A 14758-nucleotide genomic window follows, 5' to 3' on the forward strand; every position below is an offset into this window, starting at 1 on the left:
CATCAAATTTTTGACCTAAAATATTACCTTTAAAATCTGTATAAATTTCCATCATATTATTTGTTCTGAATTTATAACCATTAATTCTTTTATCTACTTCTACAATAGCTGCATTTGGTTGCGCTGCTTGCACTTTTGCAACAACTTCTTTTGGGATAAATCCTGTTGGAATGCCTTTGTATTTACCATCAACTTCTTTCCAGTCTCCATTAATGATAAAATCAATTTCTGTTCCATCAACCAAATTTACTTCGTAAGAATCCACGTCTTGTTTTACATAACCTACATTTACTCCTTTAAAATGAGTGTTTAAAAACTCTTGAGCCTTTTGAGGTAAAGCACTTGGACTAACAATCATATCTGCAAACATAGAACTTGCACAAACCAAACTAGCCAACATTAATTTCATTTTCATTTTTTCTCCTTTAACTAAAAGTTGAAAGAATGATATTATTTGCTTGTGAAATTTGTGTGAATTTTAATTTTTAAAGCCAACTATCTTATTTTTATCAAATGAAGATTCTATTTCTTTTTCTATGGTGTGTAAAAAATCACTCATTTTAAAAACACCATCTTTAGAAATAGCCGCTTTTAAAGCCGTATTTTTAACCACCATTACAATTTGAGCTCCACTTAATTCATATGAGGCTAATTTTTTTAAATCAAAACTATCATCAAATTTAGCATTTTTAGGCAAAGCTTTTTGCCATATCATTAAGCGTTGTTCATAATTTGGCTTTTTAAATTCAATTTTATACTCAAACCTTCTTGAAAAAGCCACATCTAAACTTTCTAAAAAATTAGTTGTTGCTATGATAACTCCGCTAAAACGTTCAATTTGTTCCAAAAAAATATTTTGCATTTGATTATGCATTTTATCAGCACCAGCGCTACTTTCTACTCTAGTACTTAAAAACTGATCTGCTTCATTTAAAAGCAAAATAGGACTTTGCTTACTTGTTTGACAAAGCTCTTTATAAGTATCAAAAATCTTTCTTACATTTTGCTCACTCTCGCCCACATATTTACTTAAAATTTTCGAGCAATCAAAACTCAAAATGGATTTTTTCATAGCTTTTGCCATACTTAATGCACTCATAGTCTTACCTGTACCAGCAGGACCATAGAAAATTATCTTAGCTTCTATGTTTTTATTGGTTTTTATACCCCATTTATTTAATCTTTCTAAAACCTTTTTATCTTGTTGTTTTAATATGCTTTCTAATAAATCTTTAGTACTTTGGGGCATAATAACATCATCTATATTGATATTTGGCTCGATTAGCTCAAAAATATCTTGCTCTTTAACCAAATTTTGAAGTTTAATTTTTTTATTCTTCTTTGGCTCTTTAAAATTAATAATTCTTTGTAAAATATCATCACTTAAATAAAAAATCTTAGCTATATCACCCAAAGAATTAACAAATTCATCATATTCTAAAAGATTTGAACTAAGTAGCTTAGAATCTTCTTCTAATAAGGCTTTGTTTTCTTGTTTTTGAGTCTCATCCTCGCTAATTAAATGAAGCAAAAAATTAAAATCTCTACTATAAGAATTTTCAGTATTTAGCAAATACTCTTCTTTTAACAAACTAACAAATATCAAGCATTCTTTATCATTTAAAGCATATTCTTTAAAAATCTCTGCTAAAACATTAGAAATTTTACTTTTCTTTAAACGCTCTTTAATGTATGCTTCAAATATAGCTATATCTTTTTTAATATTCTTGCTTTGAGAGCTTTTAGCAAAAAAACGCAATCTTTGATAAAGCTCGATTTTAAAAAATTCATCTTTTAAATATGCAATATGATCTTCATAAATTTGATCTTGCATATAATCTTGTATGGTTTTATTTTCTAAAACTTGCAAGAAGACTTCACTTAAACTTAACTCACATTGTAGCAAATTTAAAAGCAAGCTTGAGTTTTTACTTGCTTTAAAATCAGAAAAAATTTGAACAATAAAACCTTTTTCTATAAGATTTTTAAGATCTTTTAAATGATCTAAATACTCATACTCATCATTTTTAAAAACTTCGCTAAGAAGATTATAAGCATTAGTACTTGCATTTGCTTGCAAATAATTTTTGCATAAATGCTTTAAGATTAAAATTTCATCTTCACTACATTGTAAGTTTTTATAAATATTGCTTTTAAAAGTATCATTAAGAAAAAGTTTTAAATCTTTCATATTTTCCTTTATATTGACTTTATGCTAAATTTGATTTTGGATTTTTTATCATTAAAACTCATATTTTTATCACAAACCTCATAAAAAATATCATAATTTTTACTTACAATCTTTTGAGTAAAACCACAAGAAGTGGTTTGTTTATTTTTTCCATAAAAAATAGGTCTTTTGTAGATTAGATCTTGTAAAAAATCATCATAATATTCATTATTAAAAAATCTTTTATTAAAAAAAGTTTTTGCATAGCATATGCCATTAACACAAATTTTATCGCTAATTTTTAATTCAAGTAAGGCTTTAGAAGCACTATAAAGCTCTAAACTTGTAAAATTTTTTCCCTCATATAAAAAACCATAATCAGCAAATTTAAACTCTGGAGTTTTTAAAATAACATAAGCACTTTGTGCTTGTGTTTTACTTTTTAAAGCACAAGAGTTTAAAAAAACACACACAAAACACAAAAAAACTATTTGAAGTAAAGTTTTCATTTAAGATTTTTAAAACTAAGATTAAGTTCTAAATTGAGTTCTTTTACTATTTTCATCACGCTTTGTAAATCATCAATTTGCTTACCAACTACGCGAATTTCATTACCTCTAATGCTTGAAGTTACCTTTAACTTACTATCTTTTATAGCTTTGTTAATCTTCTTAGCACTATCAGCATCAATAGCGTCATTAACTTTTAAATTCAGTCTAAAATTTGCCCCACTTTCCCTGCTTAACTCTTTAATACCATTAGGGTTTATCCCTCTTTTAATAAGCTTTGAAATAACAATATCTTTTAACACTTCAAGCTTTGCTTCGCTAGAGCAAATAAGCTTATAAACACTTTCTTTTTCATTTAACTCTATTTCACTTTTAATGCCTTTTAAATCATATCTACTATCAAGCTCTTTTTTAGCTTGTTCTAAAGCATTTTTTAACTCTTGCTTGTCAATTTCCCCGCTAATATCAAAACTATGTTCACTTGCCATTTTCTATAAACTCCTTAAGATTATTAAATACAATTTGGACTAAATTTTGTATAGATTCTTCACTTGCCCATGCAACATGTGGAGTGATGATTAAATTTTCTTTATTTTTTATACTAAGTAAAGGATGATTTTTAATCATAGGTTCCATTTCAAGCACATCAAGTCCTACTTTGATATTTTTCTCATTCATAACTTGAGCTAAATCTGCTTCGTTGATGATTCCACCGCGTCCTACATTAATCAAAATAGCCTCATCTTTTAAAAGCATTAGTTCTTTTTTACTTAATAAATTTTTTGTTTTTTCATTTAAAGGTGCGTGGATGCTAATTACATCACAAGTTTTTAAAAGCTCTTCAAGACTTACTTTTTCATACTCATCATTATTGTTAGTTCCTGAAATAGAATAATAACAAATTTTAGAACCAAACATTTGAGAAACCTTAGCTACTTCCTTACCTATAGCTCCAAGTCCTATAATACCATGTTTTTTACCGGTTAAAGTATGTAAAGTCTTGCTAAAATCACAAAACATTTTACTCTCACACCATTTACCCTCTTTGCTCCATTTATCATAATATGGAATTTGATTTAAAAAAGCAAAAAGCAAGGCAAAGGTATGGCTTAAAACACTTTTTGTAGAATAACTAGCTGCATTTTTTACCACTATACCTTTAGAATTTGCATAAGCTACATCTATATTATTTACCCCTGTACCAAGTTGTAAAATAAGCTTTAGATTGGTGCTATCAATCACTTTTTTGTCAATGATGATTTTATTTATCATCACAACTTGTGCATTAGCTATTCTTGCAATAACCTCATCTTTAGAAGTTAAATCATAACTTATAAACTCACCAAGACTTTCAAAAACCGTTAAATCCGCTCCACCTAAGGTAGCAGCATCTAAGCATACTATTTTCATTAATCTTTTACTATATGTCCTACAAATTTAGAATAATTATCAAGTACCAAACCACCTTTTCTAAAACCTAATCCACAACCCTCATAAGCAAAGAAAACTCCTGCTTGATAATAATCACTTTCATTTTTATTAAACTCAGCAAATTCTTGATATACAAAGCGATTATTTTGATAATCTCCCTTTGTTTCAAAACTTACATCTCCATTAGCTTCTATAATAGAAACATTGGCTCCTTCTCTACCAAAAACAGGTTTTTTAACACATTTTTTACCCACTAAAGGTTGATCACTTGTTTCAAGTAATAAAGGATGATTTGGATAAAGCTCCCATAAAATTTTCATTATACCCTTACTTTGAAAAAGTAAAGTATAAGCAGGATTTAAAATGATTGCTTTTTGATTTTGCATGATTTGCGTTAAAAGCATAGCAAGCTCACCCTCTTCTATGGCTATACTTTCCCAAGGAATGAGTTTGAAAAAATACTCAAAATTTACATCATTTTTAAAAACACCTTCAGGCGAAAATTCAACCTCATCAATATAAGAAAACTCACTCTCAAAACCTGCTTCACTAGCAATGTGTGCTAAAAGTTTGGTTGTGATCATATCCTCATCACTGCCTGCAATTGAAGAAAATAATATCTTCCAACCTTCATAATATTTTTCAAACTCACTTACATCTTCTTCTAAAGTGATAAGTCTTTTAAAATTATCTTTTAAGGCTTCATATATATTATTAAATTGCGAGCTTTCATCTAGGTTATTTTGCTTTAAAATAGCCCATTGTAAAATAGCACTTTCAAATAAAGATGTTGGAGTATCAGCATTAAATTCTATTAGCTTTATAGGTTTATCATCAAGTCCACCTGCTAAGTCAAATCTGCCATATAAATGCCAATGCACATCATTTTCCCAACTCATCTTAATCGCATCAACCAAATTAAAAGGAATTCCAAGCTCATCAAAACGATCATTATCAATCACTTCTTGCGCAGCAGCTACAAACATATCATAAAGCTCATTCACTGCTTCATAATATGCATTTGCTTCATTTTCCCTCACGCAAACTAAGTTAGAATCTAAATAATCACTTCCATCATTATCTGTATGCCATGAAAAGCCTATTTGATCTAAATATGATTTTTCTAAAGGATTTACTTTTAAAAAATTCATTTTACACCCTTAAGAGCCAAAAGAGTTAGAAGAACTTGAGGTAGCCTTAGAGCCACCACCAAAAAAGCCTGATTTTTTCGCACTTGATCCTGAAGTAGCACTTGTACTTGCTTTATTAAAGCTATTTACACTTCTTTGATAAGCACTTTGATTTGAAAATGCTCCTCTTTGTTGATTTGCAAAATTTTGATTATTAAAAAGCTTTGAACCTATCCAACTACCAAGTATAGCACCAGCTGCACTTGCAAGCAATGTCTCACCCAAAGAAAGTCCTCCACTGCTCATTTGAGCGTTATTTGGATTTGTTAAATTTGAAGTGCCATTGTCTATTTTAGCAGCTTCTTCTTGGATTAATTTATCCATTTCTTCTTTGCTTAAAACTCTTTCTGTGCCATCAAGTTGTTTTAAAACCACCCTAGTTTCATCACTTGGAAATTGATCTTTGATTTTGTATTGATTTGGAGCGGTTTCTTCAATGATAACAAAAGCACCTTGAGTATTTGCTGCTTGGCTTAATGCATTATTAGAATCATTTGTATTGTTGCTACACGCACTTAAAGCACCGCCACTTATAGCAGCAATACCACTTATCATACTAAGCTTAAGTATAGTTTTAATGTGTTTCATAATCTTTCCTATAATTTAATAAGTTTAACTTAAATAAGATTTTAACAAAAAAAGTATTAATAAAAATTAATTGCTTTAATTTATCATAATCATTAAATTACTACTTAAAATAAATACAGCAAAAGCAAAAAATATAAAAGCACTTAAATAATCAATAAGTTTTAAATTCTTTTGATAAATTCTTACCATGAAAGGTTTTGAAAATAGTAAAGAAACTAAAGAAAAGTAAATTATAGTTTCTAAGATCAAAACAAAAATTAAAACTATCAACATCCATCGCATTTGGGCAAAATCAAAACTTGCAAAAACACTAGCAAAATAAAAAATAACTTTTGGATTAGATAAATTTGTAATCATCCCGCTTAAAAATGCAGATATGTGAGTTTTTTGAACTTTTATATTACCTATTTTTGCATTTTTGTAAATTCTATAAGCTAAATATAAAAGATAACAAGCCCCAAAACTTGATAAAGCAATCTGCAAAAATGGAAATTGATGAAACATAACACTCAAACCAAGTATAGAAAGTATAATCCACACACTCATAGCCAAACTCACACCCAAGCTAGCTTTTAAAGCACTCTTAATACCTTCTCTTAAAGCATAAGAACTTACTAAGAAAAAATCGGGTCCTGGTAAAATAAGTCCAAAAAAATGAATGATTAAAATCCAAAGAAACATAAAAATAATCGAAGAAAAGCCGAAAATTCGGCTTTTTGGTATTAGAGTCTTGACTCGTAACGTCTAAGCATATAAAGTCTTTTAAGCATTTTTTTGCGTGCTGAAATTTTTTGTTTTTTGCGAATTTCAGTCATAGGCTCAAAAAATCTTCTTGCGCGAACTTCAGTAACAACTAGATTTCTATCTACTTGTTTTTTGAATTTTCTATACGCTTCATCAAAAGACTCATTAGGATGTACCTTAATTCCTGGCACGACCCTCACCACCTTTCGTTAAAAATTTGAAAGTTTTGATTATACCATAATTTTACTTGAAAATAAAATTTATTTTTGTAATAATTACATAAATAAAAATTAAACATAAATTCTTAATTAAGACAAAGTTTGGTTTAATTTTTCTAGTATTACAATTAAAAAAATATTTTACAAGGAAATTAAAATGAGTGCCTGTGTCACTAATTATACTAAGAAAAGATATATAGCTTATATCGTTTCCATGGTTATTTTCATTGCTTTGCCTTTTATCAAAATCAATGGAAATCATTTCTTTTTATTAAGTTTTGATCATAAAAAACTTAATTTATTTTTTATAGCTTTTGATACCCAAGAGCTTTATTTAATGCCATTTCTTATTATGGGTATGTTTTTAACCATACTTTTTGTTACTACCTTAGCAGGAAGAATTTGGTGTGCATGGAGTTGTCCTCAAACCATTGCTAGGGTTATTTATAGAGATTTATTGCAAACAAAAATATTTAAAATACACAAAAGCACAGCAAACAAACAAAAACAAGTAGATGGATTTTTTATCAAAAAAGCTTTAAGCATTGTGATTTTTTATCTTTTTTCTCTATTAATGATGAGTGCATTTTTATGGTATTTTGTACCACCTGAAGATTTTTTTGTATATATTCAAAACCCTGCTGATCATTTATTGCTTTTGGGAATTTTGTTTTGTGCTTCTTTGGCCTTTACTTTTGATATAGTGTATTTGGGTGAAAAATTTTGTGTTTATGTATGCCCTTATGCAAGAATTCAATCTGTAATGTTTGACAATAATACTGTTCAAGTTATTTATGATGATAAAAGAGGTGGAGTGATTTATGATGGGCATACTAAACTTTATCAAAAACCACCACAAGGTGAATGCATAGGATGTGAAGCCTGTGTAAAAATTTGCCCTACACATATAGATATACGCCAAGGAATGCAACTTGAGTGTATTAATTGTCTTGAATGTGCTGACGCTTGCTCGAAAATTCAAGCTAAATTTGATCGCCCTAGTTTGATTAATTGGACTAGTGCAAAAGCTATTGAAACAAGAGAGAAGGTAAAATATTTTAGATTTAGAACTATCGGATATTTAGTAGTTTTATGTGGTGTTTTTGCAGCCTTAGTTTTAATGGGAAGCAAAAAAGAAAATATGCTTTTAAATATTAATCGCTCTAGCGAGCTTTATCAAATTAGAAAAGCACATGATGGAGAATTAATTATTAGCAATGCTTATGTATTTTTATTCCAAAACACTGATAATAAAGCACATGAGTATTATTTTGATGTGAAATTACAAGGCATTGATGATGGTTTAGAAATCATTAGACCAAAAAAACCTTTTAAATTAAAAGCTGGAGAAAAAGATAAACAAATAGTTGTACTAAAAGCTACTAAAAAACTAGCTGATAATGATAGAAAAGACACAGTGATACCTTTAACTATTCAAGCATATGCACTTGATGATAAAAATATCATAATCACAAGAGAAAGTAATTTTGTCTATCCTAAAAACTCAATTATAGAGCACAAAAAACACCAATGATAAAAAAACTTTCTTCAAAATCTCAAGCAAGGCTTGAAAAAATCAAACAAATTGCTGCGGAGTCGTTTTTAGAAAACGGCTACGAAGCAACTAATCTTAAAGATATTATCAAGCAAGCTGGTGGTTCATTTTCTTGTGTATATGAGCATTTTAAAAGTAAAGAAGGTTTATTTGAAGCGGTTTTAAATGATTTTGCAGAAAATCATTTTCTAGCTATTTTGAAAAAAAATATGCAACTTTCACCCAATGCTAATTTAGAAGAATTTTTACATCAATTTGCTAAAGCTTATTTGGGAATTTTTAATGACGCTAAAACCATAGCTATAGTAAGGCTTTTATATTCTGAAATTTATAATGAAAAATTTGATTTTGGGAAGTGGTTTAAAGGAAGCAATAGAAAAGAAGTAGAATATGTTCTTCAAAAAAGATTTGAAGAAGAAAATAATGAAAATTTAGCCAAAAATGCTGAATTTTTAAGCTATACATTTTGTGCTATGCTTAGGGGAACCTTTTTTATACAAAGTACTTTTGAAAATAAGGTTTTAATGAGTAAAAAAGAGCAACAAAATCATGCAAAAAAAGTTGTTAAGCTTTTTACTCAAGGAATTGTTAATTTTAATTAACCAAAGATTGATAGAATAACAATCATACAATTTTGTAATATAAATTACTTTTTTAGCTAAATAAATAATTTAAGGAAACCAATGAAAACAAAACTTTTAACTCTAGCTTGTGCCTCGCTGATATTTGTAGCATGCTCAAATGATAAAAACGCACAAGTTAAACAACTCCCTCCTCAACCTGTAAGTATTATGACTATGCAAAGTGCTAATTTACCTTTAGAATTTACTTATCCTGCAAGATTAAGCACTGAGTTAGATGTGGTGATCAAGCCTAAAGTAAGCGGTGAAATCAAAGCAAAATATTTCAAAAGTGGCCAAGCTGTTAAAAAAGGTGATAAGCTTTTTCTTATAGAGCCTGATAAATACCAAGCAACTGTAAATATGGCTTATGGAGATGCTTTAGTCGCAAGAGCAAATTTTGATGATGCTGAAAAAAATTTCAAAAGAGATCAAATTCTAATAGAAAAAAATGCTATTTCACAAAAAGAATTTGATGCAAGTTTGGCTAAATTTAATTCTACCAAGGCTAATTTAGAAAGTGCTAGAGCAAAGCTTGCCAATGCAAGATTAGACTTAAAATACACCGTGGTAAGCGCTCCATTTGATGGGGTTTTAGGAGATGCGCTAATGGATGTGGGTGATTATGTAAATGCTTCATCAACTGAGCTTGTACGCATTACAAACATTAACCCAATCTTTGCAGACTTTTATATTTCTGATGTAGATAAAATCAATATGAATAAAAATATTCAAAGTGGCAACTGGCAATTAGAAAATATCCAAGTGCAAGCTAATGTTGGCGGTGAGCTTTTCAATGGAAAATTGTATTTTATAGATAGCGTTATAGACACTCGCAGTGGTGGAGTAAAAGCAAAGGCTATTTTTGATAATAATAACTCAAGCTTAATGCCTGGTTCTTTTGCAAATGTTCATGTTGGTGGTTTTGTTCAAAAAGATGGTTTTGAAATTCCTCAAGCTGCGCTTTTACAAGATGATAGCGCTACTTATGTTTATACCTTAGTAGATGGAAAAGTAGTTAAAACTATTGTTAATGTTATCTATCAAACTTCTGATAAAGCGATCATCGATAAGGGCTTAAAAAATGGTGATAAAGTGATTTTAAATAACTTCAAAAAAATCCGACCTGGTGCAAGCGTTAGCGTAATGGAGAATAAATAATGTTTTCTAAATTTTTTATAGAAAGACCTGTATTTGCTTCTGTTGTAGCTATTATCATTTCTTTAGCAGGGATTATAGGGCTTTATTCTTTACCTGTAGAACAATACCCTTCTCTAACTCCACCCGTTGTAAAAGTAAGTGCAAATTACTCAGGTGCTGATGCTCAAACAGTGGCTCAAACAGTGGCTATTCCTCTTGAAGACGCAATCAATGGGGTTGAAAATATGATTTATATGGATTCAACTTCAAGCTCTTCAGGCGATATGAGCTTAAGTGTGTATTTTAACATAGGTACAGATCCTGACCAAGCAACAGTTGATGTTAATAATAGAATTTCAGCTGCTATGGCAAAACTACCTGAAGATGTTAAAAAAACCGGTGTTAGTGTAAGAAAAACTGGTTCAAGCATTTTAGAGGTTGCTACTTTATATTCCCCTGATGGTTCTATGGATTCACTTGAAGTATATAATTACGCTGCATTAAATATCTTAGATGATCTTGCCAGGGTTCCTGGTGTGGGTAATGCTGTAGCTATTGGCTCAAGAAATTATTCTATGAGAATTTGGCTTAATCCTGATTTATTAAACAAATACCAAGTTACTGCAACTGATGTTATCGCTGCAGTTAGTGAGCAAAATGCTCAATATGCTACTGGTAAGATAGGTCAAGAGCCTGTGGTAGAAAGATCTCCTTATGTGTATTCAGTAACTATGCAAGGAAGGTTAAAAAATACCAAAGAATTTGAAGATATTATCATAAGAGCAAATAGCGATGGCTCTTTTTTAAGACTTAAAGATGTGGCTGAAGTTTCTTTGGGCTCAAGAGAATATACATTCAATGGTAGATTAAATGGAAATGATGCAACTCCTATTTTGATTTTCTTGCAAACTGGAGCAAATGCAGTAAGTACAGCTGAATTAGTACAGAAAAAATTTGAAGAACTTTCTAAAAGTTTTCCTGAGGGCTTAGCCTATAAAGTGCCTTATGATACAACTATATTTATTAAAGCTTCTATTAAAGAAGTGGTAAAAACTTTTTTTGAAGCACTTATTTTGGTTGTGATTGTAATGTATTTATTCTTAAAAAATTTCCGCTCAACTATCATACCTATGATTGCTGTGCCTGTTTCTATTTTAGGAACTTTTGCAGGATTATATGTCTTAGGCTTTAGTATTAACTTACTTACACTTTTTGCTTTAGTTTTGGCCATTGGTATTGTTGTTGATGATGCGATTATTGTGGTTGAAAATATCGATAGAATCATGCATGAAGATCCAAATATAAGCATAAAAGAAGCAGCTATTAAAGCCATGGATGAAGTTGCTGCGCCTGTTGTATCTATCGTTCTTGTACTTTGTGCAGTATTTATACCTGTTTCATTTATATCTGGCTTTGTGGGAGAAATTCAAAAACAATTTGCTATAACCCTTGCAATTTCAGTTACAATTTCAGGTTTTGTGGCTTTAACTCTAACTCCTTCTTTGTGTGCGATTTTTTTAAGAAGAAATGAGGGTGAACCATTTTATTTTGTGAAAAAATTTAATGATATTTTTGATTGGTCTACTGAAGTTTTTGGAGCCGGAGTAGCTTATATACTTAAAAGAACTGTACGTTTTGTTATAATATTTTTTCTTTTAATAGGTGGTTTATATGGATTATTTAAATTAGTACCAAACTCACTTGTTCCAGCTGAAGATCAAGGAAATTTTTTAACTATTGTTAATCTACCTGCAGCATCTTCTCTTAATAGAACTACTCAATCCATGGATGCTATGGCAGAAGAACTACGCAAAAATGAAAACATAACAAATATTGTAGGTCTTATAGGTTATGATCTTTTCACAGGCTCTTTAAAAGAAAATGCCGGTGCAATGTTTGTGAATTTAAAAGATTGGAACGATAGAGATACTAGTAGTTTTGATTTAACAGGAATGTATAACAAACAATACTTTTTAAATCCAAATTTCCAAACTTTCTTTGTTAATCCACCGCCAATCCAAGGCTTAAGTTTAACTGGTGGTTTTGAAATGTATGCACAAAATCGTGGTGGTAAAAGCTATGATGAAATTCAAGCGGATGTAAATAAATTAGTTGAAGCAGCAAACAAACGTCCTGAACTTAACAACGTAAGAACAACGCTTGATACTAATTTCCCGCAATTAAAATTAGAAATTGATCGTGATAAAGTAAAACTTTATGGTTTAAATTTAGCTGATGTATTTAGCACGCTAAATGCTACTATAGGAACTTATTATGTAAATGATTTTTCTATGCTTGGGAAAAATTATCGTGTAAATATTAGTGCCATTGGAGATTTTAGAAATACTCAAAATGCTTTAAAAAACATCTTTGTTAGAGCAAAAGATGGTTCTATGATAGCCTTAGATAGCGTTTTAACACTTCATAGAGGGGTTGGACCTGATGATGTAAAACGCTTTAATATGTTCCCATCAGCACTAGTACAAGGTGATCCTGCTCCTGGTTATACTTCAGGACAAGCAATCGATGCTATTGCACAAGTTGCTAAAGAAACTTTGGGAGAGGATTATTCTATTGCCTGGGCAGGTTCAGCTTATCAAGAAGTTACAAGTAGTGGCGCAGGTCAAGTAGCTTTTGTGCTAGGACTTTTATTTGTATTTTTAATCCTAGCAGCTCAGTATGAAAGATGGCTCATGCCTTTAGCAGTAATCACTGCTGTACCTTTTGCGGTATTTGGATCTTTACTTCTTGTATGGCTTAGAGGCTTAGAAAATGATATATATTTTCAAACAGGGCTTTTACTTTTAATAGGTCTTTCAGCTAAAAATGCCATTTTGATTGTTGAGTTTGCCATGGAAGAACATCTTAAAAAAGGAAAAAGCATTTTTGAAGCTTCTATTAGCGCAGCAAAATTAAGATTTAGACCTATTGTAATGACTTCATTAGCATTTATTTGTGGTATTTTACCTTTATACTTTGCTTATGGAGCAGGAAGCGCTAGTCGTCATGCAATAGGTACAGGTGTCATAGGGGGTATGATAGCAGCTTCTACTATAGCCATTTTCTTTGTACCTTTATTTTTCTATTTACTAGAAAGTTTTAATAAATGGCTTGATAAAAAAAGAGGTAAAATCAATGCGTAAGTTAATAATTTTTGCAAGTTGTTTTTTAATAACAGCTTGTAGTTTAAAACCAAATTTAGAAATCAAAGATGTAAATTACACTAAAAGTTTAGATCAAAACATTAGCATTAATAAACAATGGTGGAAAGCTTTTGATGATAATTATTTAAACACCTTAGTCGATCAAGCTTTAAAAAACAATAACGACTTGCAAATTGCATATATGAATTTACAAAAAGCTTATGAAACTTTAGGTATAGCAAGAAGTGATTTACTTCCTAAGCTTGATGGAAGTGCTAGCGGTGCAAGAGGAAAAACTAGCATTAATGCTCCAAGCAATAAAAGCAATGAATTTGCTTATGGTAATGATTTTAACATGGGTTTAAATTTAAGCTATGAAGTGGATTTATGGGGCAAATATAGAGATACTTATGGTGCTTCAAAAGCAAAATTGCAAGCTAGTGAATTTGACTATGAAAGTGCGAGATTAAGCTTAATTTCTAATGTAGTAAAAACTTATTTTAATCTAGCAAGCTTAAGCGAGCAGGTAAAAATTTTAGAAGAAACAACTCAAAGTTATCAAAAAACTTATGAGTTAAAATTAGAGCATTTTAAACTTGGAGTGATTAGTGAGTATGAGCTTAACAAATTTAAAGCTGAGCTTGAAAATTCAAGAGTTTTACTCACAAATGCTAAAATTCAAAAAGAAGCTAACACCAAAGCTTTAAAAATCTTAACTTCAAATGATATTGATGATATACTTTATAATAGCATAGAGTATAAAAAAATAGGACAATACGAGCTTAGCATACCTGAGGGCATTGGCAGTGAAATTTTACTTCAAAGACCTGATGTGCAGGCTAGTTTAAAAACTTTAGAAGAAAAAAACTATCTTGTTGGAGTAGCTAGAACTGCATTTTTACCAAACCTTTCTTTAACAGGACTTTTAGGCTTTCAAAGTAATGATTTAGATCTTTTAGTCAAACATGGAAGCAATACTTGGAATGTAGCTGGAAATTTTGCAATGCCGATTTTTCATTGGGGTGAGATTATGAATAATGTTAATATTGCAAAACTTACCAAAGATGAAGCATTTTTACAATATGAAAATACCTTAAAAACAGCCTTTGGGGAAATAAGACTTGCTTTATTTAACCGCCAAAGCTATTATGAAAATGAGCAAAATTATAAAAATTTATTTCTAGCTCAAAGTAAAATTTATGAAATTTCTACCTTAAGATATGAAAATGGTGTGATTAACTTGGCTGATTTTTTACAAGATCAAAGAAATTACTTAAATGCTAAACTTTCTTATACTAACTCATCTTATGAGCTTGCAAATTCTATCGTAGATGTTATGAAAGCTTTTGGTGGAGGATTTAACGCTAAAGAAGAATCAAAAGAAAACATCAAAGCTATGGAAGAAAACTTAAAGGAAAACTTTTATAACAACTAAGTCTTTAAGGCTTAG

Annotated in this window: 14 protein-coding genes; 5 read left to right on the forward strand and 9 right to left on the reverse strand. The window is 30.0% G+C overall.

Annotated features, from left to right (window positions below):
- From L8X24_RS03465 to rpsU, 9 genes are all read right to left on the reverse strand, one after another.
- Positions 1-415 (reverse strand): PepSY-like domain-containing protein (locus tag L8X24_RS03465; RefSeq protein WP_263663656.1); only part of this gene is annotated, 415 nt, incomplete at its 3' end.
- A gap of 63 nt (positions 416-478) precedes the next feature.
- Positions 479-2191: an ATP-binding protein gene (locus L8X24_RS03470; protein WP_263663657.1), complete on the reverse strand. Its 1713-nt coding sequence runs from the start codon at positions 2189-2191 to the stop codon at positions 479-481.
- An 8-nt stretch (positions 2192-2199) separates the two neighbouring features.
- Positions 2200-2679, reverse strand: a complete 480-nt coding sequence (locus L8X24_RS03475) for a hypothetical protein (protein ID WP_263663658.1) — start codon at positions 2677-2679, stop codon at positions 2200-2202.
- Positions 2676-3167, reverse strand: coding sequence for a YajQ family cyclic di-GMP-binding protein (locus L8X24_RS03480; RefSeq protein WP_257396434.1), 492 nt, complete (start codon positions 3165-3167; stop codon positions 2676-2678). Before L8X24_RS03480 ends, L8X24_RS03475 begins: the two co-directional genes overlap by 4 nt.
- Positions 3157-4089, reverse strand: coding sequence for a D-2-hydroxyacid dehydrogenase (locus L8X24_RS03485; RefSeq protein ID WP_263663659.1), 933 nt, complete (start codon positions 4087-4089; stop codon positions 3157-3159). Before L8X24_RS03485 ends, L8X24_RS03480 begins: the two co-directional genes overlap by 11 nt.
- Positions 4089-5261: a glutathionylspermidine synthase family protein gene (locus tag L8X24_RS03490; protein ID WP_263663660.1), complete on the reverse strand. Its 1173-nt coding sequence runs from the start codon at positions 5259-5261 to the stop codon at positions 4089-4091. The genes L8X24_RS03485 and L8X24_RS03490 overlap by 1 nt, the downstream gene beginning before the upstream one ends.
- A 9-nt stretch (positions 5262-5270) precedes the next feature.
- Positions 5271-5888 (reverse strand): UPF0323 family lipoprotein, encoded by a 618-nt coding sequence (locus L8X24_RS03495; protein ID WP_263663661.1) that lies wholly within the window; start codon positions 5886-5888, stop codon positions 5271-5273.
- 75 nt (positions 5889-5963) lie between these two features.
- The gene (locus tag L8X24_RS03500; RefSeq protein WP_263663662.1) at positions 5964-6569 is read right to left on the reverse strand and encodes a LysE family transporter; all 606 of its coding nucleotides are present in this window, start codon (positions 6567-6569) and stop codon (positions 5964-5966) included.
- 41 nt (positions 6570-6610) lie between these two features.
- A complete protein-coding gene (gene rpsU, locus L8X24_RS03505) occupies positions 6611-6823 on the reverse strand; it encodes a 30S ribosomal protein S21 (protein ID WP_002780697.1) in 213 nt (70 codons plus the stop codon).
- 184 nt (positions 6824-7007) lie between these two features.
- Here rpsU and ccoG point away from each other — a divergent pair, with 184 nt between their 5' ends.
- The 5 genes from ccoG to L8X24_RS03530 all read left to right on the forward strand — a co-directional run bounded on the left by ccoG (position 7008) and on the right by L8X24_RS03530 (position 14743).
- Positions 7008-8384, forward strand: coding sequence for a cytochrome c oxidase accessory protein CcoG (gene ccoG / locus L8X24_RS03510; RefSeq protein ID WP_263663663.1), 1377 nt, complete (start codon positions 7008-7010; stop codon positions 8382-8384).
- A complete protein-coding gene (locus L8X24_RS03515; protein ID WP_263663664.1) occupies positions 8381-9007 on the forward strand; it encodes a TetR/AcrR family transcriptional regulator in 627 nt (208 codons plus the stop codon). The genes ccoG and L8X24_RS03515 overlap by 4 nt, the downstream gene beginning before the upstream one ends.
- Positions 9008-9088: 81 nt before the next feature.
- The gene (locus L8X24_RS03520; RefSeq protein ID WP_263663665.1) at positions 9089-10186 is read left to right on the forward strand and encodes an efflux RND transporter periplasmic adaptor subunit; all 1098 of its coding nucleotides are present in this window, start codon (positions 9089-9091) and stop codon (positions 10184-10186) included.
- A complete protein-coding gene (locus L8X24_RS03525) occupies positions 10186-13308 on the forward strand; it encodes an efflux RND transporter permease subunit (protein ID WP_263663666.1) in 3123 nt (1040 codons plus the stop codon). Before L8X24_RS03520 ends, L8X24_RS03525 begins: the two co-directional genes overlap by 1 nt.
- The gene (locus L8X24_RS03530; RefSeq protein WP_263663667.1) at positions 13301-14743 is read left to right on the forward strand and encodes an efflux transporter outer membrane subunit; all 1443 of its coding nucleotides are present in this window, start codon (positions 13301-13303) and stop codon (positions 14741-14743) included. The genes L8X24_RS03525 and L8X24_RS03530 overlap by 8 nt, the downstream gene beginning before the upstream one ends.
- Positions 14744-14758 lie beyond the last annotated feature (15 nt).

This window comes from Campylobacter sp. CNRCH_2015_0814 (assembly GCF_025772765.1).
Lineage (GTDB): Bacteria > Campylobacterota > Campylobacteria > Campylobacterales > Campylobacteraceae > Campylobacter_D.

What these genes read in the sequence shown, in the direction of transcription:
- L8X24_RS03470 (WP_263663657.1), bottom strand. Translation starts at nt 2,191, where the DNA reads ATGAAAGATTTAAAACTTTTTCTTAATGATACTTTTAAAAGCAATATT.
- L8X24_RS03475 (WP_263663658.1), bottom strand. Translation starts at nt 2,679, where the DNA reads ATGAAAACTTTACTTCAAATAGTTTTTTTGTGTTTTGTGTGTGTTTTT.
- L8X24_RS03480 (WP_257396434.1), bottom strand. Translation starts at nt 3,167, where the DNA reads ATGGCAAGTGAACATAGTTTTGATATTAGCGGGGAAATTGACAAGCAA.
- L8X24_RS03485 (WP_263663659.1), bottom strand. Translation starts at nt 4,089, where the DNA reads ATGAAAATAGTATGCTTAGATGCTGCTACCTTAGGTGGAGCGGATTTA.
- L8X24_RS03490 (WP_263663660.1), bottom strand. Translation starts at nt 5,261, where the DNA reads ATGAATTTTTTAAAAGTAAATCCTTTAGAAAAATCATATTTAGATCAA.
- L8X24_RS03495 (WP_263663661.1), bottom strand. Translation starts at nt 5,888, where the DNA reads ATGAAACACATTAAAACTATACTTAAGCTTAGTATGATAAGTGGTATT.
- L8X24_RS03500 (WP_263663662.1), bottom strand. Translation starts at nt 6,569, where the DNA reads ATGTTTCTTTGGATTTTAATCATTCATTTTTTTGGACTTATTTTACCA.
- ccoG (WP_263663663.1), top strand. Translation starts at nt 7,008, where the DNA reads ATGAGTGCCTGTGTCACTAATTATACTAAGAAAAGATATATAGCTTAT.
- L8X24_RS03515 (WP_263663664.1), top strand. Translation starts at nt 8,381, where the DNA reads ATGATAAAAAAACTTTCTTCAAAATCTCAAGCAAGGCTTGAAAAAATC.
- L8X24_RS03520 (WP_263663665.1), top strand. Translation starts at nt 9,089, where the DNA reads ATGAAAACAAAACTTTTAACTCTAGCTTGTGCCTCGCTGATATTTGTA.
- L8X24_RS03525 (WP_263663666.1), top strand. Translation starts at nt 10,186, where the DNA reads ATGTTTTCTAAATTTTTTATAGAAAGACCTGTATTTGCTTCTGTTGTA.
- L8X24_RS03530 (WP_263663667.1), top strand. Translation starts at nt 13,301, where the DNA reads ATGCGTAAGTTAATAATTTTTGCAAGTTGTTTTTTAATAACAGCTTGT.